Source organism: Ruegeria sp. R13_0 (assembly GCF_017743995.1).
Classification (GTDB): Bacteria; Pseudomonadota; Alphaproteobacteria; order Rhodobacterales; family Rhodobacteraceae; genus Ruegeria.
In genome coordinates this window covers 215929-240359 of sequence record NZ_JAGHRB010000008.1, presented here as the reverse complement: position 1 = coordinate 240359, position 24431 = coordinate 215929, and the positions used below count along the sequence as shown (strand labels likewise).

Below are 24431 nucleotides of genomic sequence, written 5' to 3'. Positions count from 1 at the left end.
GGACTTTCTTTTTCAACGATTTGTTGAAAGTATTTGTCATTTCTGACGATTTTAAGACTCAATCTCCGACTCTATGGTCTTGCGGCGACCCACCCGAAGGCAGGTGTAGAGGGAGATTAGCATGACGCCGCGCACTGACATCCGATTTGTCCTGAATGGCAAGGATGTATCCGTTCCAGACGTATCAGCCGACCAGACTCTTCTGGACTTTCTACGTCTCGAGCGCCGACTGACCGGCACCAAAGAAGGCTGCGCCGAAGGAGATTGCGGTGCATGTACGGTGCTTGTCGGGCGGCTTGGGCAGGCGGGTCTTTCCTATGCTCCGGTGAATGCGTGCATTCGGTTCCTTGCCTCTTTGGACGGCTGCCATGTCGTAACGGTTGAGCATCTGTCCGGCCCCGACGGTCGCCTGCATCCGGTGCAGCAAGCCATGGTTGATCATCACGGCAGCCAGTGCGGGTTCTGCACACCGGGCTTCGTGATGGCTCTCTACGCGCTGTGGATGCAAACGCCGGAGCCAACAGAGGCGCAGGTCGAAACCGCCTTGCAGGGCAATTTGTGCCGCTGCACCGGGTATGAGCCGATCATTCGGGCGGCTGTTGCTGTCAGCCGCTACGGCACCCCGGCCTCGGACCACCTGAACACCGAACGTGAGGCCATGACAGGTCGTCTGGCCGCGTTGAAAGACGGGCGGCGCGTCGTCTCGGGACCGCAGGACAATCTGAGTATCCTTCCCTTCAGCGCGGATGATCTGGCCGAGTGCCTGCAGACTTACCCAGAGGCCACTATCGTCGCGGGCGCAACGGATGTGGGCCTTTGGGTCACGAAATTCCTGCGCAAAATCGGACCGGCGATCTTTACCGGACATCTCGAAGACCTGAAAGCGGTCGAAAAACAGGGCCAGCACCTGCTGATCGGTGCAGGTGCCAGCTACACCGATTGCCAGGATCTGCTGTCCGAGCATCTACCGCACCTGACGTCCTACTGGGATCGTATTGCCGGGTGGCAGGTGCGCAATATGGGGACAGTGGGCGGCAACATCGCCAACGGCTCCCCCATCGGGGACACGCCGCCACTGCTGATCGCGCTTGGAGCGGAAATCACACTGCGGCGAGGGTCGGGTGTCCGGACCATGCCGCTTGGAGCCTTTTTCATTGACTACGGCAAACAAGATCTTAAACCAGACGAATTTGTCGAAAGCATCCGCGTTCCCCTACCCCAGGCAAGGGATCTGAACGCAGCCTATAAGATCTCGAAGCGCCGGGATGAAGATATCTCCTCGGTCGCGGCTGGCATTCATATGACGGTTGAAGATGGCATCATCCGCGACGCCCGCATCGCGATGGGTGGCATGGCCGCGACGCCAAAGCGCGCAGCTGCTGCCGAGGTCTCTCTGAACGGTCAGCCCTGGTCGAGGGAAAGTTTCGAAGCTGCGGCAACGGCGTTGGCTCAGGATTTCTCGCCCCTGACCGATTGGCGAGCCTCGTCCGACTATCGGATGCTGATTGCCCAGAACCTGCTGCGTCGGTTCTTCCTCGAACATGACGCCCAGACCGATACCCCCGTTCAACTGGCCTGTGCTTAACAAGGAGACGACACAATGAAAGACACCGTTTCCATCGTTGGGGCCGCCCACACCGACGTCAACCACGACAGCGCGATCAAGCATGTTACCGGAGGGGCCGATTACACCGACGATATCGCCCTGCCCCAAGGTGCGCTGCACGCCTATCTCGGCGTGTCCGACGTGGCCCATGCAAAACTGCATAGCATCGACTTCGCCAAGGTTCTGGAGACACCTGGTGTTGTTGGGGTTTTGACGACAGATGACGTGCCCGGGATCAACGATATCAGCCCGACGCATCTGAACGACGAACCGGTTTTCCCAACCGATACCATTCAGTTTCACGGCCAACCCCTGTTTGCTGTTATAGCCGAGACCCGCGACATCGCACGCCGCGCCGCCGAGCTGGCAGAGATCAAATACGAAACCTTGCCCCATGCGCTGGACCCCATTGAGGCCCAAAACGCCGGCTACCCGCATGTCACCGCCCCCCTCAAGCTAGAGCGAGGGGATGTTGCCCCGGCTCAAGCGGCGGCCCACAATCGGATCCGAGGCCGGATGCGCGTTGGCGGTCAGGACCACATGTACCTTGAAGGTCACATCGCCTTTGCCATTCCGGGCGAAGATGACGATGTGGTCGTGCATTGTTCGACCCAACATCCATCTGAGGCGCAGCATATGGTGGCCCATGTGCTTGGGGTGCCGTCCAACGCCGTTGTGGTCAACGTGCGCCGCATGGGTGGTGGCTTTGGCGGCAAGGAAAGCCAAATGAACCTGTTCTGCGTTGTGGCCGCCATGGCCGCGAAGAAGTGGAACCGCGCCGTCAAGATCAGGCCCGACCGGGATCAGGACATGACGGCGACCGGCAAACGCCATGACTTTGTGATCGACTATGACGTGGTCTTTGACAATGCCGGTCGCATTCAAGCTGTTGAAAGCAGCTTTGCCGCGCGCTGCGGATTCTCGGCAGATCTGTCGGGGCCGGTGACCGACCGGGCGCTGTTTCATGCAGATAACGCCTATTTCTACCCAAATGTACGCCTCAACAGCCATCCGATGAAAACCAACACGGTCTCAAACACCGCATTCCGCGGATTTGGCGGGCCGCAGGGTGTGATCGCGGCGGAAAGGATGATCGAGGAGATTGCCTATGCCACGGGTCAGGACCCTCTGGATGTGCGAAAAGCCAATTTCTATGGCACCGAAGACCGGAATGTGACGCCTTATCATCAGGTGGTCGAAGACAGCATTCTGGACCGGTTGGTCGGAGAGCTGGAGGAGACCTCAGACTACCGCCAGCGCCGTCAGGACATTATCGCTTTCAACCAATCCTCCCCGATCCTGAAGAAAGGGATCGCTCTGACGCCGGTGAAATTCGGCATCTCGTTCACGGCGACGTGGTACAATCAGGCTGGCGCGCTGGTGCATGTCTACAAAGATGGCTCGATCCATTTGAACCACGGCGGCACCGAAATGGGGCAAGGCCTGAACACAAAGGTTGCGCAGGTGGTGGCCGAGGCCTTCCAGGTTGATTTCAGCCGGATCAAGATCACCAAGACAACGACCGAGAAGGTCCCAAACACATCCGCCACCGCAGCCTCTAGCGGCACCGACCTGAACGGAATGGCCGCGTTGAACGCGGTCGAGCAGATCAAGGAACGGCTGGTGAAATTCGCCTCGGAAAACTGGGATGTGAGCCCCGAGCAGGTGATCTTTCTCGCCAACCATGTTCACATCGGCGAAGAGGTTCTGCCCTTTGACGCCTTCATCAAACAGGCCTATCTGGCGCGTGTACACTTGTCGGCAACCGGGTTCTACAAAACCCCCAAGATCCACTGGGACAGGGACAAGGGCCAAGGCCGCCCGTTCTACTACTACGCCTATGGGGCATCCTGTTCGGAAGTGACCATAGATACCCTGACCGGAGAATACCGGGTCGACCGCACGGATGTGCTGCACGATGTCGGACGCTCACTAAATCCCGTTCTCGATAAGGGTCAGGTTGAGGGGGCCTTTGTTCAGGGCATGGGCTGGCTGACCACCGAGGAGCTTTGGTGGGATGATGCCGGTCGCCTCCGCACTCATGCTCCGTCGACATACAAGATCCCGCTGGCCTCGGATCGCCCGCGTGTCTTCAATGTCAAACTCGCCGATTGGTCGGAAAACCGAGAGTTGACGATCAAGCGCTCCAAAGCCGTGGGCGAGCCGCCCTTCATGCTGGGTATTTCGGTGTTCGAGGCCCTGTCGATGGCTGTGGCATCCGTCGCCGACTACCGGGAATGTCCTCGCCTGGACGCCCCCGCCACGCCCGAGCGTGTCCTGATGGCCGTTGCCCGCCTGCAAAACGGTGCCTAAACAATGCCTGCCGCACGGTCCCTGAAGACGTTTCTGTCCAAACAAAACAGCGTGATCCGCATCGCGCTGACGCGTGTGCGCGGGTCTTCACCCCGCAACGAAGGGACAGAGATGTTCGTGGCGCCTAACGCGCTGTGGGGAACCATCGGCGGTGGGCAATTGGAGTTCATGGCCATCAACGCCGCGCGAGACATGCTGCGGGATGGGTCGCTACACCGGGAAATGGATGTGCCGCTCGGGCCAGAAATTGGCCAATGTTGCGGTGGACGGGTCGAGTTGCAACTGACCCGCATGCGGTCCTCGGACAAGGTGGCCGCAACCGACCGTGCGGCGCTGCGCGAATATGCCTTGCCACATGTCTACGTGATGGGGGCGGGTCATGTGGGACGCGCACTTGCGGATCTTTTTCAGCACTTGCCTGTGCGCTGCATCCTCGTTGACACACGGGCCGAGGAGATCGACCTCTGCACTGCGGATGTTGAAACCCGGCTGAGTGCAATCCCCGAAGCCGAAATCTTCGGTGCGCCTGCGGGCAGCGCCTTTGTCGTTCTGACCCATGATCACGGGTTGGATTTCTTGCTGACCACCGCCGCTCTTGAGCGTCAGGATGCGGCCTATGTCGGGATGATCGGATCCGCGACCAAGCGGATCAAGCTGAGGAACTGGGCACACAAACAGTGTGACGGACAATCCATAGAACACTTGAGATGCCCCATCGGGGCAAGCGGTAGCCGCGACAAGCGGCCCAGCGTCATCGCCGCCTTCGTGGTGGCCGAGGTGATTGCTGAACTGACCTCTGAAACTGCCGCGACCGCCCCGACCGGGGCAACCAAGGCGCCCCTTACGGGCCAACATCACGACCGGAGAGGGAGATCCGCCTGACATCCACCAGGCAATTCCGGTCCTATCAGAGGAGGAGACCGTCATGGACGGGAGGACCTACGAATACAAGCTGTTTACCCGCAGCGACTTCAGCGCTTTCTGGGCGCTTTTTACAGATAACCTGGTAAACCTGCTGATCCTGTCCGGGGTCTGTCAGTTCGTGTTCCAGATGCCAGCCGAGATCGTCTTTGGCCGCATCGTACCCGGTGCCGCCATAGCAATCCTAGCCGGTGTCGGAGTCTACACGTTTTTAGCCAAATGGGCGGCCACCAGGAAGGGCGAAGATGTCACCGCCCTGCCCTACGGCATCTCGACCCCGGTCATGTTCGTCTATCTTTTCGGCGTAATTGGACCTATCTACTGGGCCACCAACGACCCGATGCTGGCCTGGCAGGTAGGAATCGGCGCGGGCTTCATGGGAGGAATCGTTGCAGCCCTTGGGGCGTTTGTGGGTCCTTACCTCAAGCGAATTACACCGCGCGCCGGGATGCTCGGCACGCTGTGCGGTATTGCGCTGGTCTTTATCGGCTCGGTCCCGCTGGCCGAGGTGTTTGAGAACCCGATCATCGGTTTTACCTCGTTGCTGTTCATCCTTTGGGGTCTGATCGGGCGGTTCCGCCTGCCGGGCAACGTGCCTGCCGGTCTGGTCGCGATTGCGGCTGGTACGGTGATTGCCATCATCCTTGGTGAATCGAAAATCGACACAAGCGGCATCGGCTTCTACCCACCAATCCCCTATTTCGGTGACCTCATCGCCGGTGTGCAGTACCTGGTCGCCAACCCAGAGCTGTTTCTGGTGCTAATCCCGGTCCAGATCTACAACTTCATCGAAACCATGAACAACGTGGAATCCGCCGAGGCCGCGGGCGATCACTACCCCGTCGGGCTGTGCCAGGTAACGGATGGCGCGGGCACGATGCTGGGCGCACTGTTTGGTTCTCCTTTCCCGACGACCGTTTATATCGGTCATCCGGCCTACAAGCGGCTTGATGCACATGCGGGCTACATCGTGGGTGTGGCCGTCGTGATCGCAGCTGCCGCTTTCCTGGGCTTCCTGTCTTTCCTCGCGGGTCTGATCCCAATTGCGGCGGCGGCACCTGTTCTGGTCTTTGTCTCGGTCAGCCTGATCACCAACACGGCCTGGGCGGTGAAGCCGATGCACATGGCCGCGGTCTCCTTCGCGATCCTGCCACATATCTCGGCCTTCCTGATGGTCAAATGGGGGTCGCTGATGAACGCGCTGCGCAGTAGCGGCGTCGAAGGCCTGCCTGCGCTGGGTGACAAAGGCCTGACCGCGGCGCTGTTGATGGAGGGTGCCCATTACGAAGGACATCTGGCGCTAAGCCAGGGTGCGATCATCACCGGTCTGATCTGGGGGGCCATTGTGGCCGACGTGATTGACGGCCGGTTCCGGATGGCAGGGGCGTTTGCCGTCGCAGGCGGGCTGATGTCAGCGGTGGGGATCATCCACTCTTACACGCTGCAATTGCCGCAGTTCGACGGGATTACCATCGGCTATCTGATCGTTGGCGGGTTCCTCTACCTCTACCCGATGCTCGCCCCGAAAGAGGATCTTGAGCATCGCGTAATCGTTCCAGATGAGCCCGATCTCATCGACGACGACTCACCTGCACAACAGGCCTGATCCACGGCGGGGTAGCCTATGGGCTGCCCCTCTGCCCGTTTTCCCAAGACATACGAGACACTCCATGACACAGAGATTGCTACGCGGTCGTCTGCTGACCTTTCATCGCGAACCCCAGAACGGCGAAGATACCGACGCCTATACCTATCTTGAGGACGGCGCGCTGCTGATCCGGGACGGGATCATTCAGGACACAGGCCCCTTCCCGACGATCAGCGCAAAGGCCGGCGATGTACCAGTGACAGACCATCGCCCTCATCTGATGATGGCCGGGTTTATCGACACCCACATTCACTTCCCTCAAGTGCAGGTTATCGCCTCATGGGGCGCGCAGCTCTTGGACTGGCTCAACACCTACACCTTCCCAGAAGAAACCCGCTTTGCTTCGGACGGACACAGCGCAACCATGGCGCGGGCATTCTATGATCAACTGATCGCGCATGGCACCACGACGGCGGTTGCTTATTGCTCGGTCCATAAGACCTCAGCTGACGCGTTCTTTACCGAAGCGACCAGACGCAACATGCGCATGCTGGGAGGCAAGGTCCTGATGGACCGCAACGCGCCCGAGGCGCTGCAGGATACGCCGCAAACCGGATATGACGATACCAAAGCCCTGATCGCCGACTGGCATGGCAAAGGTCGCAATGGTTATGTCATCACGCCCCGGTTTGCGATTACCTCGACCCCGGACCAGATGGCCATGGCCCAGGCGCTGGCGCAAGAGCATCCCGACTGTCACATCCAGACACACCTGTCGGAAAACAAGGACGAGATTACCTTTACCAAGCAACTCTATCCGCAGGCGCGGGACTATCTGGATGTCTACCAGTCCTACGGTTTGCTGGGACGGAGAACCCTGCTGGGACATTCCATCCATCTTGAGCCGCGCGAGATCGACGCGCTTGCTGAAACAGGCGCTCATCCCGTGTTCTGCCCGACCTCGAACCTGTTTCTGGGAAGCGGCCTGTTTGATCATGCCGGGCTTAGCGCGCGCGGGATCGCCAACGGGATCGCAACGGATGTTGGTGCTGGCACCAGCTATTCGATGCTGCAAACCCTGAACGAAGGCTACAAGATCCTGCAACTTCAAGGGGCAGTCTTGCACCCTCTGCAAGCGTTCCATTGGGCAACCCGCGGCAATGCCTGCGTTCTGGGCCTCGAAGACAAAATCGGCACGCTCGCCCAGGGAAGCGAAGCGGACGTCGTTGTTCTAAACGCACGCAGTACCCCGGCCATGGCCCTTCGCATGGACCGCGTGGAGAACCTAGCGCAAGAGCTTTTCGTTCTACAGATGATGGGAGACGATCGCGCGATTGAGGAAGTCTATGTGTCGGGGACACCCAGCAAGTTTGCAGGGCCGCAACCTGAACGAGCCAAAGTCCCTGCCTAGCGGCACCTAGAGCGCGGGCTCATTTCCGGCCCGCGACGGTCTTTGATTTAAAGCGCGGATCAGTTGACTTGCTCGATCCGGGCTAGACCCAGCAGAAACGTGCGGCCAAGTCCCTCACCGCATTAAACAACTAACGCGAGATGCCTCAGGTGCCCAATAAATCCTTCTGGCGCAATGAAAAATCGATCTGTATCCCGTCATTCCACAAATTGAGTAACAAGGCAGGTGACGGTATCATCTGCTGCGACTTGGCGGCGAATACAAGTGTGTTAGGTTAGGAGGCGGGTCTGCAAGGAGATTTGATCTTCTTGCAGCCACCACTTCCAATCCTTCAACTTGCGATGTGGGGTTTCGACTTGTTTGATTGGCTTCTGCCTGCGTTTTTCGTGATCCCGAGTCTACCCCTCAAACTTCAAGGCGATGCTTTCTTGCGTCGCAACGCTTTGACAGCAGAGGATGAGCCCTTTCGAGATATCTCCGTCTTCAAGTGCAACTCGGTTCCGCATATGGACGGCCCCTTCGGTAAGGCGGGCAACACAGGCACCACAAACACCAGACTGGCAACTGTATGGTGGACTTAAGCCTTTCAATTGGGCAGCTTCCAGTATGGTTTGACCCGCAGCCACCGGTACGTCATGCCATGCACCATGCAGATTTATGCGTGCTGTCGCCGCGACTCCTGACGTGCTGAGATCGGGTTTGACATCGCCACCAAAGCTTTCCGTGTGAATGCGATCGTCAGGCACGTCCAAATTCTTGAGCGCGGCTCGCAGGTCCGTGTTCATGCTGCCTGGACCGCAGATCCAGTATTTCGTGTCCTGCGCCACAGGTGGCGTCTCGGCAATAGCGGCGTGAACGGCGTTTGCGTCCAACCGCCCCGTGCGCCAAGGGCTGAACCAACTGAACACCGAAGGGTGGGACAGAACATGGCGCACAGAAAAGCGTTTCGGGTATCGCGCTTGAATTTGCTCCAACTCGTCCCGAAAAATGATGATGTTCGCGTTGGTATTGCCAAAGATCAAATTTGCAACAGAGTGCGGCTCGTCCGTCAAAACCGCATTGATCATCGCGTATAGAGGCGTAATGCCGCTGCCCGCGCCAAAGAAATAGTGCGTGCGGCGTTTATAGGGTCCGGGCGTTAAGGTGAACTGTCCAAAGGGGGGCATGACTTCGATGATATCCCCTACCGACAGAGCATCACCGACATGGTTCGACACGATCCCGTCTTTCACACGTTTCACAGTGATGCGCAGTGCGGATCCAGGAGGGTTTGAGATGGTGTAGCTGCGCCTATGCTCCTGTCCTTCGATCAGAAATCTGATCGTCAGATGTTGCCCTGCTGTCCATTGAAACAGATCAGCCAGTCTGGCAGGGACATCTAAAGTGACACTTGTGGCTGCACCGCCGATCTCTTTGCGGATATTGGATACGGTCAATGGATAGAAGTCGCGTCGCATTAAGCCACCCATTCATCGGTAGTCATATGTGGTGGTCAATGACCGGATAACCATCCCGCCAAGGTAAGGTTCAAAGACAAACTCATCTGTTTGACGCATTTTTCCGGCATATCCCTGCCAATCATATTGAACATCCGTAACCGCGGTTACGTGGTGGACCTCATCTTCGGTGCGGGTGGTCATTCTGGGCGTGGATCGCTCAGTTTCCTTGTAGTCCTCCAGATCCTCGGGGAGTTCAGCATCGGTAGCGGCCGCCACAGCTCCCACACGGTAAGTGAAGACATCATCTTCCTGCTCGGTACCGTACTTGAGGACGATCCGATGAGTAGCTTCGGGATGCCAACTGTCCCACGTAGCCAGAAGGCCATCTTCGTCTTGAGCCGCAAGGACACGGGCAGAGATCTCCTCAGGCGTTTCTGCTTGCGCTGTCAGCACCAAAGCCGACGCGATGACCACGCCTGTCAGGGTAGCTTGAACGGGTGTCATAATCCATCTCCGCATTGTTCAATCAGCCTTCATGAACTCCAAAACGGCTTTCTGGTGCTGGGTAATCGGACTTTCACCAATACCGGCCGGGCCGATTTCCAAGTAAGGGCTTTTCAGGGACTTCTGCTGTTGTTCGCAGGCATAGATATCCTCGGTCGTGAAGTCTCCGGATGCCATCGGATCGTCTTCGCCTGCGACATCGGCCCCTTGGTACTTCGCACCGCCAAAGTCCTTCCAAAAGCCCCAGCTTTTCCACTGCTGTTTCTGAAACGCCCAATCAGACTCATTGGCCAGCTTCGTGCGGTTTTCGATGCGCGTCAGGTCCGGCGCCAGTGGCGTGATGACAAACAGGTTCCAGCTTTCCTCACTGGCCCCGATACCAATCCCGGGAAAGAGCATCGGAACCCAGGCGCCGACATGCGGTTTTGGGATCGCGCGCGGCATCGGCAGGTTCCCCTCGTGGTCCTTGGCATACTCCGCTGAAGGGGGCTCCCAAAAGTGATAGTGCGGCCCCTTCCACCCGTATTCTGCCTTGGCATGGTCATACATGTGCAGGGTGTTGGAATGCAGGTGGCTCAGGTGATAGACGTCGATGTAGTTCTCGACAACGATCTTCCAATTTGCCTTGATCTCATAGGTGTTCCGGCCTTCAGCGTACTCTACCAATTCCTCAGGTTTGTGCGGACCAAGGAATGGATCGACCTCGCCAAGCCACTCAGCAAGCGTGAGCGCGTTCGGATCAGGATGGACGAACAACATACCGCGCCAGACGTCTACGCTGGCCGGTTTGAGGCCAAGACAGGATTTATCGATACCACCGGGAAACTCCGACGCCTCATCGGGGACGGAGATCAGATTGCCTTCCAGATCATAGGTCCAGTCATGGTAGGGACATGTCAGCGCCTTTTGCGTCTTTCCGACCGCGCGGATTAGCTGCGTACCGCGATGGCGGCAAATATTGTGAAAGGCCCGCAGCCGGTGATCGCGCCCCATGGCGACAAACAGGTTGTTCAAACCTGCCTGCACCGACAGATAGTGCCCAGGGCCTTCGATATCCTCAACCAGTCCCGCAAAACGCCAGGTGCGTGAGAAGATTTGTTGTTGTTCACGGTCGAACCAATCCTGCGCGGTGTAGGCTTCGACCGGTAGGTGATGATACATTTTGGACATCTTTTTCCCTCAGGTCATCAGATGGGCGTGTTGCGGAAAAAGGCTGGCGGCGAGCATCATCAGTCCCGACAAAGCCCAAAGGCAGACAATGGCCCAGAATAGAACTGGATCGTCGTCTCGGTTGATCTCGAACACCAGAAAGGCCTGACCATTCAGGATGGTCGGAATGGTCCACCACAGGAAGAGCAGCCCCCAGACCCAGTAGTAACCCAGGACAGCAGCAGCCAACAGGACAGGCAGAGCTATATAGTTCGCGGTTCTAGCGTGGCTCATCGCTCGGCCTCCAGCGTAGAGGCCAGCAAAGACGCCGCCAGCTTCAATTCCGCGCGCCAGACTTTGGGCGGCTCGAGTGGCGACAGGGCATCCATGCTGACAAAGATCGCCGAAATACCCTGAGTCACGGCACGAATGCTTGCATCCGGCGCGTCAGGGGCAGCGCGCCTCAGGACATCCTCAACCAAGTCAAAAAAGGCACTTAGGCTGTCCATAAGATCCTGCCGCAATTCCGGGCGCTCCGGAACTACAGTCACCAGCGCCTGATACGCCAACATCAACCGCGGATCAGTTCCGCTGTTTTCGGCAAAAAGAGCGTCCACAAGATCGGTTGGCGTTGCTCTGTCTGGCAGGGCGTGTCGCAGGCCGTCCAGTGACATCGCAAAGCCTTCAAGGGTGTACTCGGCAAGTGCAGCAATCATTTCGTCCTTGTTGCCAAGATAGTGGCGCAGCAGGGGGCGCTTGACGCCAGCTTCCTCTGCAATCCGTTCCTGGGTCGCGCCATCAAGGCCGAACCGCGCCACACATGTGAGGTACGCATCCAGGATTTCCTGAGATCGTTGGTCTTTCAGAGATGGTCTTGGCATTGCGGCCTCATAAATTGTCATGGTTGACAAATAATGATCGAAGATTGTTTGTCAACCATGACAATTTATTTTGGGGCCAGCGAATAAAAAATTTACTTCGGAGTGGCTAAAGCGAGGAGCAAGCCACCATCCTCTGCGTTCGCGAGTGCGACAGTCCGCCCTTCAACTTTTTCAACAGGATCGCAAACCGGTTTGGGAAAGAGTGTTCAGTCCGGGCAAAATGCCCGCAAAACACCGTCAAAACGACTCGATGTTACCCAAAAGAATAGAGGTCATATCCATCGCAAACGAACCATCTTGAACAGTGATATCCAACTGCGTGTCATAGTTCACCGCATCTCGCGTTATCCCCGAGAGGTCGGCTTCCGCGTCCAGAAAAACCCATTTCGCGGGATATGGAGAGGTTTGCCCAACCGCTGCCTGCAAGATGGAGAGCGCGTCCAGTGCGTTGACTGCTCCATCCTGGGTGATATCAGCGGCAATCAGGTTTTCCGGGGCCGCCGGGCCCCATGTCGGATCCAATCCAACTGAGATACGCAGAACCTGCAACGCATCCAAGGCGTTAACTCGTCCGCTCGCTGTTGAATAGGTTTTGACGACCTCCAGCTCTCCGACCAACGTCCCGTTCGGAACGTTCAGATCGAAGCGTCCGGTCTCATCCGTGGTTGCGGTGACGGTGCCGCCTCCGGTCGGAGTGAACTTGATCTCAGCATCTGCAAGGCCCGGATTGTTGGTCTCGGAATCGATGCTTACGCGGCCCTGAATGCCGTCCGAGCTTGAGGGCTCCAACCCGCCGAACGTACCGAAATCCACAGGAATGTGATCCGGCCCGCCAAACCCGGAGCCAAAGACCTCTTCTTTCGTCAACGGCGTGCCGGTTGAGGAAATCACGTGGACGACCTCATTCAGATACTGGATATCGGCCCCTTGGGATGTGGCGGTAAAGGTCAATTGATCGGGGGTGCGCAGCAGAAGATAGTCGAACATGTCCAAGCGGTCGGTGCCGGCTTCGAAATCCGCGACCGTCGTGGGGTCGCTGCCATATTGCATGACGAAAATATCGGCCCCTGCCCCGCCTGTCAGCGTCGTCTCACCGCTACCAGCAATGAGGATGTCATCTCCGTCTCCGCCGGACAGTTGGGCATCAAGCACCCCCGCGCTGAGCATGTCGTCGTGCGCCGTGCCCGTAACCGGCCCGCTACCGTCAAGGACGACACCAAGGTTTGCCAAAGAAACGCTCAGCTGCGTCAGCCCGGGATCCTGCTGTGAGGTTGCAAGCACCTGAAGCTCATCACCGATATGGGCGAGGTTTAGAGTCTGAACGTTCCCCAATCCGCTATCCAACGTGTCCGCAAAGCTGTCCAGATAGACCAGCTTTCCATTCGGGGTCAGCGTGAAAAGGCTGACCCCATCGTCGGACCCACCCGCAACGATGAACACACGGCCATTCACCTCGATCACCGACAGGTCCTGCACGGATTCAAACCGGGTATTCAACGTATCAAGAACATGATCCTTGGGGATCAACCGACCATCGCTGCGCAATCCCATCACGCTGAGGGAATTGCTGCCCGACCCCGCTACGATGACCCAGGATTGCCCATAGGCCTCGACCACCTCAATCGCCGTGGGCGTAGAGATTCCCATCGTTGAAACAGCGGCACTGTTGTCCAGAGCGCTGAGGCTGCCATCGCTTGCGGAAACATCAAACACGGCGATTTCACTATTTGCAGCGTTCGCGGTGATCACGAATTGCTCAGACCCGACCGTCGCAGCACGCATCGAATCGGCTTGGCCAGAGACCAGCGAAACGACGGAAAGCGTGCCGTCTGGGTTGATCTCATAGCTGCCGATCTGATCGGTATCTTCATGCGCAAGGGTCAGATAGCTTTGCCCTCCGACGTCCAGTTGCGCCATCGCCGAGATGTCTCCGCCACCGACGAGCGTTCCGGTTTCCTGCAAGTCGCCAAAGGTGCCGTCCGCATTGAGCGTATATCCAACCAAACCCGTTGCATTGTTGATATCAAGGGCCAGCTGGTCCTCAGCGCCCAAGGTGATCGGCACACCTGTCCGCCCCACCTGATACAGGATCGGACCGCTATGATAGACCGTATCCACCAGCTTCGGCCCAGCCCCTTCAGTGAGGCGCCAGGCGGCAACGCCACCGAACGGACCGGTGACGGAATAGAGATACGTATCCCCGTTAAACGTTTTTAAAGCCGTATCGCCGATACCTGAATCGAGCGCCGGGCTTCCCGTTGCAACCACAGTTTCGAATTGAAGCATCACCTTGATCACCCCCGATGCCACCCCTGGCAATGACCTGAGGATGATCTGATGCCCAGACCGAAACAAAAGCGGGAATGTGGTGAAAACGAGGAGTTCGGCTTCAGTTTAACTCAATTTTTCCAGGTTCGCCCGCGGTGGTAACCGGAAGGCAAGACAGATGAACAAAGCGTCATGTCGGGGACGGCCTTCCCAGGATCGCGGACACCAAATCTGAGGGGCAAGACGATGAAGACACCTGAGCGCAATACTGATACGCCAGCCGATCTTTCAGGGGCAGACCGTGATCGACACAAACGCTCGTGGATCGAACGCAATCTGCGCAAACTATCCGGGCGCGGCATTGCGGGCGGATTGGTGTCGGCCGTGCTGGCCCTACCAGCTTTTGCGCAGGCGACGGTTGAGGAACTCTATGCGTTCCAATTCGCGGATACGATCCCGGGTGTGAAATCCGCCAAGCTGATGGACAATGGGGATGTCCTTCTGAAAATGCTCGATGGGCGCACCATGGTTGTTGCGGCTGAACATGTTCAGGTCCTTGAAAGCGGCTCGATCATGATCGCCGAGGCGATGGTTTCGCAGATCGTCGAATTCAGCGCCGTCGCCGAGGCCGGAGCTGCCTCAGCGGCAGGCGGTCTGGGCGGAATGGGTGCTGCGGCGGCGGGTCTTGGTCTCGCCGGTGCTGCGGCGGCCGGTGGCGGTGGCGGAGGCGGCGGGGACGATCCAGCCCCTGCGCCAAACTTCCCGACGCTGAATTTGGCAGAGCTGCAGGCCACCTCCCTCAACAACACTCTGACCAACGCAACTGCGCCGGACGATGCGACTTCGGTCGAGGTTACGATCGGCTCCGTGACCAAGACCGTGACACCAGATTCCGAAGGGAACTGGACCGTTACCCTCACAGCGCCCGAGGCGAGCGCCCTGGCCCAAGGCCAGTCCACCGTGACCGTTCGTATGCTTGATACCTTGGGGGACGAGATCTCCGTATCGACGGCAACCGTGGTGGTAGACACCATCCCACCAACACTCAGCATTGACAGTTTCTCGGATGGGGCCGTCATGAACGCCGCCGAGCAGGGAACAGATCTTGTCGTAAGTGGCGCGACAGACGCGGAAAACGGGCAGTCGGTGAGCGTCACTTTGAATGGCCAGACTTACACCGGCACGGTGTCCAACGGCCAATGGTCGGCAACCGTTCCAGCCGCCGATCTGGCAGCCTTGTCGGATGCGGCAACCATCAGCGTGACAGCGGATGTTTCGGATCGCGCTGGCAACCCGGCCGTTCAAGCCAGCAACAGCTTCGATACAGACTTCACGGCTCCAACCCTCACGCTCGATCCGGTCGGCGGAGGGTCCATTGACCTTATTGACATAACCGGCGATCTGACCGTGACAGGGGCGACCTCGGCTGAGGACAACCAAACTGTAACGCTTGTATTGGATGGGCAGTCCTTTACCGGCACGACGCTGGGCGGCAGTTGGTCTGTCACTATTCCCAACGCGGATCTTGCCGGGTTGACGACGGGCACCCCGGCAGAGATCAGTGTTTCGCTCGCGGATGCGGCTGGCAACCCGGCAACCACCGTAACGGCTACGGTACCCGTCGACCTCTCTGGTCCATCTATTGCCATTTCGCCCTTGTCCGTAGGTGATGTCCTGAACGCTTCCGAAGCCGGTTCAGATTTGAACATTTCAGGCACAACCGGAAATGTTGGCGACAACCAGCAGGTTTCCGTCATGCTGAACGGCCAGACCTATACGGACCTCGTTTCGAGTGGCACCTGGAGCATAACCGTCCCGACAGCCGATCTAGCATCTCTGTCCGATGGCGGCGATTTTACGATAACGGCCAATGTGTCTGACGCGGACGGGCTGGCAGCGCCTCAAGCAACGGCGCAATTGGCCAAGGATGTCAGCGCGCCGGCGGTGACCATCGACAGCTTCTCGGACGGTGCTGTCATGAATGCGGCAGAGCGCGGAACCGATCTGACCATTTCGGGTTCCACCACAGCTGAAGACGATCAAACCGTGACCGTTGGCATGAATGGGCAAACCTACACCGCCGAGGCTTCGGGCGGGTCGTGGACCGTTACCGTGCCAGCCGCTGATCTGGCACTCTTGGCAGACGGAACAACAATTGCGGTAACAGCAGATGTCTCGGATATCGCCGAAAACCCGGCCGTTCAGGCGACAGGCAGCTTCGATACGGATTTCACTGATCCGACCATCGCGATCACGAGTGTTTCGGACGGCTCAATCATGAACGCCGCCGAGCGGACGACGGACCTTACCATTTCAGGCACTAGCGATGCAGGCGTAGGGGCGGTTGTATCTATCACAATCGCACGCGCCGACGGCACGGTTGACATCAGCGAGACGACGACCGTCACTGGTGGCAATTGGACATTGGTGACAAGTGCGTCTGATCTTTTGGGACTTCAGGATCAGGAAAGCTATACTATCACCGCGACTGTGGCTGATGCAGCTGGGAACACGTCCCAGACCACAATGGGTTTCACAACAGATTTTGCGGCACCCAGCCTTACCCTCGATCCACTGTCCATCGGAGCAGTTCTTGATGTTGTAGAGCGTGGGCAGGACCTGACGGTTTCGGGCACAACAACGGCGGACAACGGAGACACCGTGACCATCACCTTGGACGGGGAGACTTATACAGCCACCGCAATGAACGGAAGTTGGAGTGCGGATATTCCAACCAGCGATCTCGCGGTCTTGGCCGACAGCACAAGCTTTCAGGTCTCGGCATCAGTTGACGACGCTGCTGGCAATACCTCCAACGCGGCAACAGGTTCCTTCTCAACCGATTTCCGGCCCACCCTGAGCCTCGATTCGATTGGAACAAATGGGGCGATCTCTCTTGCCGATGCGCAAAGTTCCGGGATTACAGTCAGCGGCTCTTCGGTCGGCTTGGCTGCTGGGCAAACAGTGGATATCCTGTTGGGCAGTACATCCGTTGGCACCGCAACCGTCGCCGCAAATGGCACATGGTCTGCGCCCATCGCAGCCTCTGCTTTTGCCGCCACGACAGCCGGTACAGATCTGAACTTTTCAGCCGAAGCAACAGTATCAGGAGGGCCTGATCCCCTTCCGGCGAGTGCTGACGCCACGGCTCATACGCCAGCAGCCTATGTCATCTCGGAAGTCGGAAGAAGTGGCTCAACCGTCCAGTTCGCAGTCTATTCGGAAGCGGATCGGGATCTGTCGAGCGGGTTGTTTGTAGACATGCGATTGGAGTTCGACTCCGCTCAGGTCACCTTTGACAACGGCTCCATCATATTCAACGGACAATTGCCTCTTGCCGTAAACGCAGCCAACCCCAGTTTCGTCAATTTTGCCGGAGCAACGCTGAGTTTCTCCGACATTTCGTCGCCTCTGGTGCAGTTTTCCGTCGACATTCAAGACATCAATCAACCCTTTGAGCTGAAGATCGTCACGCCAAACGGAGGCGACTCCGTTTACCAATCAGGGACGACTACGGATGACACCATAGGCGCAAGCAATGTGGACACGATCATCAGGGGTGGTGATGGCGACGACACAATTGACCTAACGGCGGTTGGCCGAGATATCGTTGTGTTCGAAGCGGACCCTGCGGCCAATGGCACGGATATTATTACGGGGTTCAACATCGGAACTGCTATGGAAGTCGCAGATGCCTTGATGTTCCAGGGCCTCGACGTTGCCACGTTGCGCGGCACGGGAACGGACTTGGAATTCCTGAGCCAAGGCGACAATCTGGGAACAAATACAGGCTTCATCGGTCTTACAACCATCCTCGGCGATCTCACGGCCAACACCATAGAGTTGGCATTGGAGAGCTTGGTCGGCGCGCAGTCCGGAGACGAGATATATGCCCTGACGACCGACGGCACCGACGCCAAGCTCGTCAAGGCCAGCTATTCGACATCAGACGACGTCACTGTCGATACGCTTGCAGTGTTTGATGGTCTGAATGATCTGAGCAGCCTGAGCGCAGACAATATCCTGCACACCGATCCCACAGGTGCCACCGCCTGATCCTTTTCGAAGATTAGCCGAGAGTTTGGAAGACGGTCATGTTAAAAACCCACCTCAAACCGCTCACATTCCAAAGATATGGGAATAGGTTCTGGAAACGCTTCACCTCCTTCGACCATACAAGGTACGTGACTGAGTGTTCAATTGTTGAAGCTGAAGCTTTCCCCGTCGCAGCTGCTTTCCCGCTAGTGTTCCGTAAAACGGAGGGCGGGGTAGAACCGGTCGCATTGTTTTCCCTAACAGAAGCGCGCGTAAACCCATTTGTGTCTGAAACGGGTGTGTGGTTGGCGCCCTATTTGCCCTCGGCAATGAGGTGCCCGCCTTTCGATGCCGAACCAATACCAAGAAGTGGGCGGGCCAAGGACACTCAATTCCAGTTGCTGGTCGACGAGACCCTTGGCCTGATCAGTGATGACCCCCGGGATGAGGCTTTTTATCGTGAAACAGGAGCGCTTTCTTCCAATCTTGAAGCCGTGGTGACGTTCTTCCAAGGTCGAATGTCGTCCGCACAAACCACAAAGACCATTTGTGACGTGCTTGCGGATATGGAAATGTTGGAGCCACTCACCCAACACGAAGGCTGCATGATACCAACAGGCTGTTGGGGTATCTCGCCCGATCGGTTGAATAGTTTGACTAGCAAGCAGATGGCCACACTAACAGCTTGTGGCGCTCTGCGGCTAGTCCACGCGCATCAAATCTCGCTGTCTCACATAGCTTGGTTGACCCAAGCACAATCACGAATGACACATAATCCGGGCTCAAAGGATGTTGAGCGGAAGGCCAATGCCGAAGGCTTCTTATCTGCATTGGCCGATGCGCAAACGAGCGAAACCTCTTGGGGCCAGAATTCGGAGAAACACGCTTGTGCCCGATAACCCCTGGTCGCCATGCGACACAACAAAACCGAAAACAGATCCGATCAGCGGACGCATTCCATTTTTTCGCTGCCCTAATTTGCTAGAGAGGAACTGATTCATGACGCGGCACAAAACCCAACCGGACACATCACGTTTGACAGAACTCGAAACGTGTATTCTGCATGTGGGTGAGACACTTGAACGCCCAATAACAAAAGCGTCTCTCTTTGCCGCGCAGTCAGACTTGGAAAATGGCCTCTCGATAAGTGATGCACTGGCGCTTGCACGACAAAGCGGTCTTCACGCAGGGTATGGCACGCGCTTGCTGAGCAAACTGGATGACGACTTGTCACCAGCCATACTGTTCCTGGAGGGGGGGCGATCCGTTGTCTATCATGGGCGCAGCGACAACGGCATGCTGTTGGTGTATGACCCTTGCATCGGGTCAGGAATCGGGACAATTCCCGAGAAACAGTTGGAAAAAGCGTATACCGGCTATGCAATCCTGTTTCGCCGAGACCATCAAGGTATCTTGAAGAATAACGAGACCCAAAGGTCTGGACATTGGTTCTGGTCTGCTTTGGCGGCCAGTCGGTGGTCTTATTTCCAGGTTATTCTCGCAGCAGCGCTCGCCAATCTTCTAGGGCTTTCAACTTCTATCTTCATTATGGTCGTCTATGACCGAGTTCTTCCCAACGAAGCAACAGAGTCTCTGATTGCACTCACCATTGGCGTGGGCCTCGCACTTGGTTTCGATTTCCTACTCAAGATCCTAAGAGCTGGATTCATTGATCAGGCCGGCCAAAAGGCTGATCGGCTGATGGGACGGCGCATTTTTGACAAGTTACTCGATATTCAAATGAAATCTCGCACCGGATCGACCGGCGCGATGGCAAACACAGTTCGCGAGTTCGAGACTTTGCGCGAGTTTTTCACGTCCGCAACACTGGTCGCGATCGTCGATCTACCCTTCATCGCTCTGTTTGTCTTCGTGATCTACCTGGTGGGCGGCCCGCTGGCCATCGTTCCCGCGATGGCGGTACCTATCGTTCTGCTGACCGGCTTGCTCGCCCAACCTATGCTATCGCGGTTGGCCGAAAGGCAATTCAAGGATGGTCAATCCAAACAATCGGTTCTTGTTGAGGCGGTCTCAGGCCTTGAAACCATAAAGACCACCTCTGCTGATCGTCAGATGCGTGCCCGTTGGGAAAGCGCGATAGAGCGACAATCGAACCACGGCGTTCGCAGTCGCGCGATTACACAATTCGCCCTGAACCTGACCGGCCTCACGCAACAGGTGGCGCAGGTCCTGATCGTTTTCTACGGCGTATTCCTCGTCACTGACGGTCAAGCCAGCATGGGCGCCCTGATCGCCGCTGTCATGTTGACGGGTCGTGCCTTGGCTCCATTGGGGCAATTGGCGCAAACTTTGACGCGATACAATCAGGCGCGTAGCGCTTTTCGAAACCTCAACCAGATTATGCGGGCAGACAGTGAGCGACCGGAGGGCAGAACCTGGATCGGTCGTTCACGCTTCAAGGGTGCAATCTCGTTTAGCAACGTTCATTTCACATACCCGGATCAATCCGAAGATATGTTGAAAGGTGTTTCCTTCACTATCAACCCGGGTGAGAAAGTCGCAATCCTTGGCCAAATTGGCTCGGGTAAAAGCACGATAGCGCGACTGTTGCTGGGCCTCTATACGCCTCGGGTAGGGTCGGTAATGCTGGACGGATTGGACATTCGGCAAATTGACCCTGGTGATTTAAGGCGAGGTGTGGGCTCTGTTTTACAGGATGTTTGGCTGTTTTCCGGCTCGATCCGCGAAAACATCGCCAGTGGCACCATCAGACCGAGCGACGAAGACGTGATTGAGGCCGGGCAGATTGCTGGCGTTGAGGATTTTGTAGCGCGCCATCCAGCAGGTTATGATCAACAGCTTGCAGAGAAGGGCGAAGGGCTTTCTGGTGGACAAAGACAAGCGATTGCTTTGGCGCGAGCGTTGATTGGCAAACCATCGGTTTTACTGCTGGACGAGCCCACAAGCGCCATGGATGTGCAAACCGAAGCGCGCGTTCTTTCGCGCCTTAAGCAAGCCACCCCGGACACGACGATGCTGATCGTCACGCACCGTCCTAGCCTCTTGGAACTGGTGGACCGCGTTATCGTCATTGACGACGGTCAAATCGCGAAAGACGGGCCAAAGAGCCTTCTGTCCCAACATGCACGCCAAAACAGGAGGCACCTGAATGTCGCAGCATCATGATCTTGCCTCGTTGGCACGCGCCACGCGCGGAGCGTCGCCTTTGCGAAACTCTCTTCTGCTTGTGGCAATTCTCGCATGCCTCCTCACAGCCGGGCTTTGGGCCTATCTGACCGAGTTGGACGACGTAACCCGCGTAGATGGCCGGATCGTGCCATCTGGAGACATCCAGATCATCGAAGCTACAGAGCCAGGCGTTTTGAAGGCACTCCACGTGCGAGAAGGCCAAGTGGTTCAAGCCGGCACCTTGTTGATGGAATTCGACACGACCCAAATCGACAGTCAGTTAAGTCAGGAACAACAACGTGCTTTTGGCCTGATGGCTCGGATCCAGCGGCTAAAGTCCGAGATCGAGGGGCGTGACCTTCAATTTGACGCTGCACTCGTCACAGGCGCCCCGGATGTCGTTCAATCTGAAAGAGCTTTGTATCAGGGTCGGCAAGCCGAACTGCAGGCTGAAATTGATATCTTGCTGCGACAGCAACAACAACGCCATAGGGAATACGAAGAAGGATTGGTAGATCAGGTCACCGCCGAAGAGACACTGAATGTTCTGGCTGAGGAAAGGGCGATGATGGCGCCTCTGGTCGCCAGCAAAATGGAACCCGCGACCACACTTTTGGCGCTTAGGCGCAGCGAGGCGGAATGGAAGGGTCGCCGGGTCAGAGCCGAGGCTGCAACCAGTCGACTAAAAACCGGTCTGGAAGAGATTGACGACCGAATCCAAGCGGCGCGCAGCAGATTTCGGAGCAATGCTCTAACCGACCTTGCACTTGCGACAGCGGAGCTGTCCGCCCTGAAACCAATGCTGCCAGCTTTGCAGGATCGGGCCTCCCGCGCAAACGTTCAATCTCCGGCGCGCGGCATCGTAAACCGCATCCACCGTACCACGATTGGTGGCCTTGCCCGCACCGGAGAGGAGTTGGTCGAGATCGTTCCACTGGATGACAGTTTACTGGTCGAAGCCTATGTTCGCCCGCAAGATATCGCGTTTCTTCATGCTGGACAGCCCGTCAAAGTTAAAATCACCGCCTATGATTTCGCCCGCTACGGCGGGCTGGACGGGGAAATTGTGCGTATTGGTGCAGACACTATCACCCGGTCTGAACGCAATGATGAAGAGGTCTTTGTCATTGAGATCCGGACGAATGGTACGATGCTCGACGCCTCGGGGCTTGCTGTTGAAATCATTCCCGGCATGGTTGCCGAGGTCGATATTCTGGCTGGGCGAAAAACCGTTCTGGACTATTTGATCCAACCGGTTGTGAAGATTAAGGATCAAGCGCTGCGGGAATAGCGCAGGCTTGATCATTTCATCACTTTCGACTCATTGAAGTCGCGGAAGATCGATATGCGATCAGGAGGTAGGCTTTTTGAATTGCTGATCAAACAGGCGTTTGAATGAACCATTTTCTTCCAACAACCCATTCAAGGTCCCCTGCTCAACGATTTGACCATCCTGAACGACCATGATGTTGTCCGCTTCCAGAACCGTCGATAGCCGGTGGGCGATTACGATTGTCGTGACCCCCTCCGTCAGTTTGTCCAATGCCTCTTTGACCAAAGTTTCAGATTCTGCGTCGAGCGCACTTGTGGCTTCGTCCAGCAGAAGGATTTCCGCTTTGCGCAGAATTGCCCGGGCAATTGCGATCCGCTGTTTCTGACCTCCGGACAGGAAAGCTCCGTTTTCTCCAACCTGAGTGTCATAGCCCTCTGGAAGTTGACTGATGAAATCATGGGCATGTGCCGCGCGTGCTGCAGCAACAATTTCCTCATCGGTCGCGTCAGGCGCGACATAGCGCAAATTGTCCATGACGGTGGTTGAAAACAGGAATGTGTCCTGCCCGACATAGGATATCTTACGGCGCAGCGATGCAAAACTGACCTCGGTCAGATCCTGACCGTCAATCTCAACGTAGCCTTCATTTGGGTCATAAAACCGCATGATCAGGCCAAAAATCGTGGATTTTCCTCCGCCGGATTGGCCCACGAGAGCAGTGGTTTTTCCAGCTTCGAATGTTACATCCATATCTTTGATAACGGGCAGTGTCCCCTGATACCCGAAGGTCACATCCCGCAAGCGGATTTCGCCCGGACCTCTAACCATCTCTTTGGGCTCTGAGTGCTCCTGCATCGTGTCCTCTTCATCCAGAAGCTCGAACATCATACCTATCGGCACCATGCAGGTTTCGATCGACACCCGCATTTTCGACAAGCGTTTGGCGGGTTCATAGGCCATCAGAAGGGCCGTGATAAACGACATCAGCTGACCCGCTGTAGGAGGCTCAGACCCACCGATTCCCAATGTGCTGACAACCAGGATGCCGGCAATTGCCAGACCCGCCAGAAACTCCATCAACGGACTGGCGATGGCCTGCAAAGAGGCAATGTCGTTCGAACGTTTCTCGACGCGTTTGATCGCAATGTTCATCCGATCGGTCATGCGGCCTTCAAGGCTGAACACCTTAATGACTTTGATCCCGTTCGATGTTTCCTGCAGAACCTGGATGATCTCGGAAAGGTATTTCAACTCGGCCTGCATTATTCGCCGTACGTTCTTCAACAGATAGCGCACGCTTATCAAAGCAACCGGACCAACGACAAAAAACAGCACGGAAAGCAGCGGTTGCTGATAGATCATGACAATAATAAGACCCACAAGCGTTAGCGCGTCGCGCACGAAACTGGTTACGATGATATTTACCAGGTTCCGGGCGGCCCCCGCCCCTGCGGTGACCCTCATCAAAAGGTTGGACGATTCAATCTCGGCAAAATACCCAATACCGCGCTGCAGTAGTCGATTGTACAGCCGCTCTTGTTGGACCGCGATAATTCGGTTCCCCGCGCGCGCCAAAAAAATCGACTGAATATAGGAAGCGAATGCCTTAGCGCCGAACAGCCCGACGACAACAAGCGCGATCCAATGTGCTTGTGACCTCATTTCTGGGGTGGTCATGGCATCGACGATGTTTTCCATCATCCACGCCGTACCAGCGGTCGTGGCGGCAACGACTACCATCGCACCCATCGCGATGCCGTACATCCACCCTTGTTTGCGCAGGCTTTCCACGACAAGCCTACCGATATAGCCCGATCGCCATTTTGCCCAGGCCTTGCCGATCATTTCACACTCCAGATCGTCGGTGTCGCCGCCCTTATCGGGCAACCGCAC

Annotated in this window: 16 protein-coding genes; 9 read left to right on the top strand and 7 right to left on the bottom strand. The window is 56.9% G+C overall.

From position 1 onward, the window contains the following. Positions 1–121: 121 nt before the first annotated feature. From xdhA to guaD, 5 genes are all read left to right on the top strand, one after another. Positions 122–1585, top strand: a complete 1464-nt coding sequence (gene xdhA, locus J7394_RS12670) for a xanthine dehydrogenase small subunit (RefSeq protein WP_209253494.1) — start codon at positions 122–124, stop codon at positions 1583–1585. Positions 1586–1600: 15 nt separating this feature from the next. Continuing rightward, positions 1601–3919 (top strand): xanthine dehydrogenase molybdopterin binding subunit, encoded by a 2319-nt coding sequence (gene xdhB / locus J7394_RS12665; RefSeq protein ID WP_209253492.1) that lies wholly within the window; start codon positions 1601–1603, stop codon positions 3917–3919. A 3-nt stretch (positions 3920–3922) separates the two neighbouring features. Next, complete coding sequence (xdhC, locus tag J7394_RS12660) at positions 3923–4801, top strand: xanthine dehydrogenase accessory protein XdhC (RefSeq protein ID WP_209253490.1); 879 nt, start codon at positions 3923–3925, stop codon at positions 4799–4801. 43 nt (positions 4802–4844) lie between these two features. Next, a complete protein-coding gene (locus tag J7394_RS12655) occupies positions 4845–6446 on the top strand; it encodes a xanthine/uracil/vitamin C permease (protein WP_209253488.1) in 1602 nt (533 codons plus the stop codon). A gap of 64 nt (positions 6447–6510) precedes the next feature. Further along, entirely contained in the window at positions 6511–7839 is a 1329-nt protein-coding gene (gene guaD, locus J7394_RS12650; RefSeq protein ID WP_209253486.1) for a guanine deaminase, read from the top strand. Between the two features lie 398 nt (positions 7840–8237). Here the strand turns inward: guaD and J7394_RS12645 are convergent, their stop codons facing one another. From J7394_RS12645 to J7394_RS12620, 6 genes are all read right to left on the bottom strand, one after another. Next, positions 8238–9296 (bottom strand): ferredoxin--NADP reductase, encoded by a 1059-nt coding sequence (locus J7394_RS12645; RefSeq protein ID WP_209253484.1) that lies wholly within the window; start codon positions 9294–9296, stop codon positions 8238–8240. A 12-nt stretch (positions 9297–9308) separates the two neighbouring features. Continuing rightward, positions 9309–9782 (bottom strand): hypothetical protein, encoded by a 474-nt coding sequence (locus J7394_RS12640; protein ID WP_209253482.1) that lies wholly within the window; start codon positions 9780–9782, stop codon positions 9309–9311. Positions 9783–9800: 18 nt separating this feature from the next. Next, positions 9801–10952: an aromatic ring-hydroxylating dioxygenase subunit alpha gene (locus J7394_RS12635; RefSeq protein WP_209253480.1), complete on the bottom strand. Its 1152-nt coding sequence runs from the start codon at positions 10950–10952 to the stop codon at positions 9801–9803. Positions 10953–10961: 9 nt separating this feature from the next. After that, positions 10962–11225, bottom strand: a complete 264-nt coding sequence (locus J7394_RS12630) for a hypothetical protein (RefSeq protein WP_209253479.1) — start codon at positions 11223–11225, stop codon at positions 10962–10964. Continuing rightward, positions 11222–11812 (bottom strand): TetR/AcrR family transcriptional regulator, encoded by a 591-nt coding sequence (locus J7394_RS12625; protein WP_209253478.1) that lies wholly within the window; start codon positions 11810–11812, stop codon positions 11222–11224. Before J7394_RS12625 ends, J7394_RS12630 begins: the two co-directional genes overlap by 4 nt. A 237-nt stretch (positions 11813–12049) precedes the next feature. Further along, positions 12050–14098 (bottom strand): dockerin type I domain-containing protein, encoded by a 2049-nt coding sequence (locus J7394_RS12620; protein ID WP_247748195.1) that lies wholly within the window; start codon positions 14096–14098, stop codon positions 12050–12052. Between the two features lie 228 nt (positions 14099–14326). Here J7394_RS12620 and J7394_RS12615 point away from each other — a divergent pair, with 228 nt between their 5' ends. The 4 genes from J7394_RS12615 to J7394_RS12600 all read left to right on the top strand — a co-directional run bounded on the left by J7394_RS12615 (position 14327) and on the right by J7394_RS12600 (position 22556). After that, on the top strand, positions 14327–18136 hold the full coding sequence (locus tag J7394_RS12615; protein WP_247748194.1) for an Ig-like domain-containing protein: 3810 nt from the start codon (positions 14327–14329) through the stop codon (positions 18134–18136). A gap of 38 nt (positions 18137–18174) precedes the next feature. Beyond that, positions 18175–19014, top strand: a complete 840-nt coding sequence (locus J7394_RS12610) for a SapC family protein (RefSeq protein ID WP_209253475.1) — start codon at positions 18175–18177, stop codon at positions 19012–19014. A gap of 100 nt (positions 19015–19114) precedes the next feature. Beyond that, entirely contained in the window at positions 19115–21262 is a 2148-nt protein-coding gene (locus J7394_RS12605) for a type I secretion system permease/ATPase (RefSeq protein WP_209253474.1), read from the top strand. Further along, complete coding sequence (locus tag J7394_RS12600) at positions 21246–22556, top strand: HlyD family type I secretion periplasmic adaptor subunit (protein ID WP_209253473.1); 1311 nt, start codon at positions 21246–21248, stop codon at positions 22554–22556. Before J7394_RS12605 ends, J7394_RS12600 begins: the two co-directional genes overlap by 17 nt. 60 nt (positions 22557–22616) lie before the next feature. On the opposite strand, the gene J7394_RS12595 is transcribed toward J7394_RS12600, so the two are convergent. Further along, positions 22617–24431: an ABC transporter ATP-binding protein gene (locus tag J7394_RS12595; protein WP_371812005.1), complete on the bottom strand. Its 1815-nt coding sequence runs from the start codon at positions 24429–24431 to the stop codon at positions 22617–22619.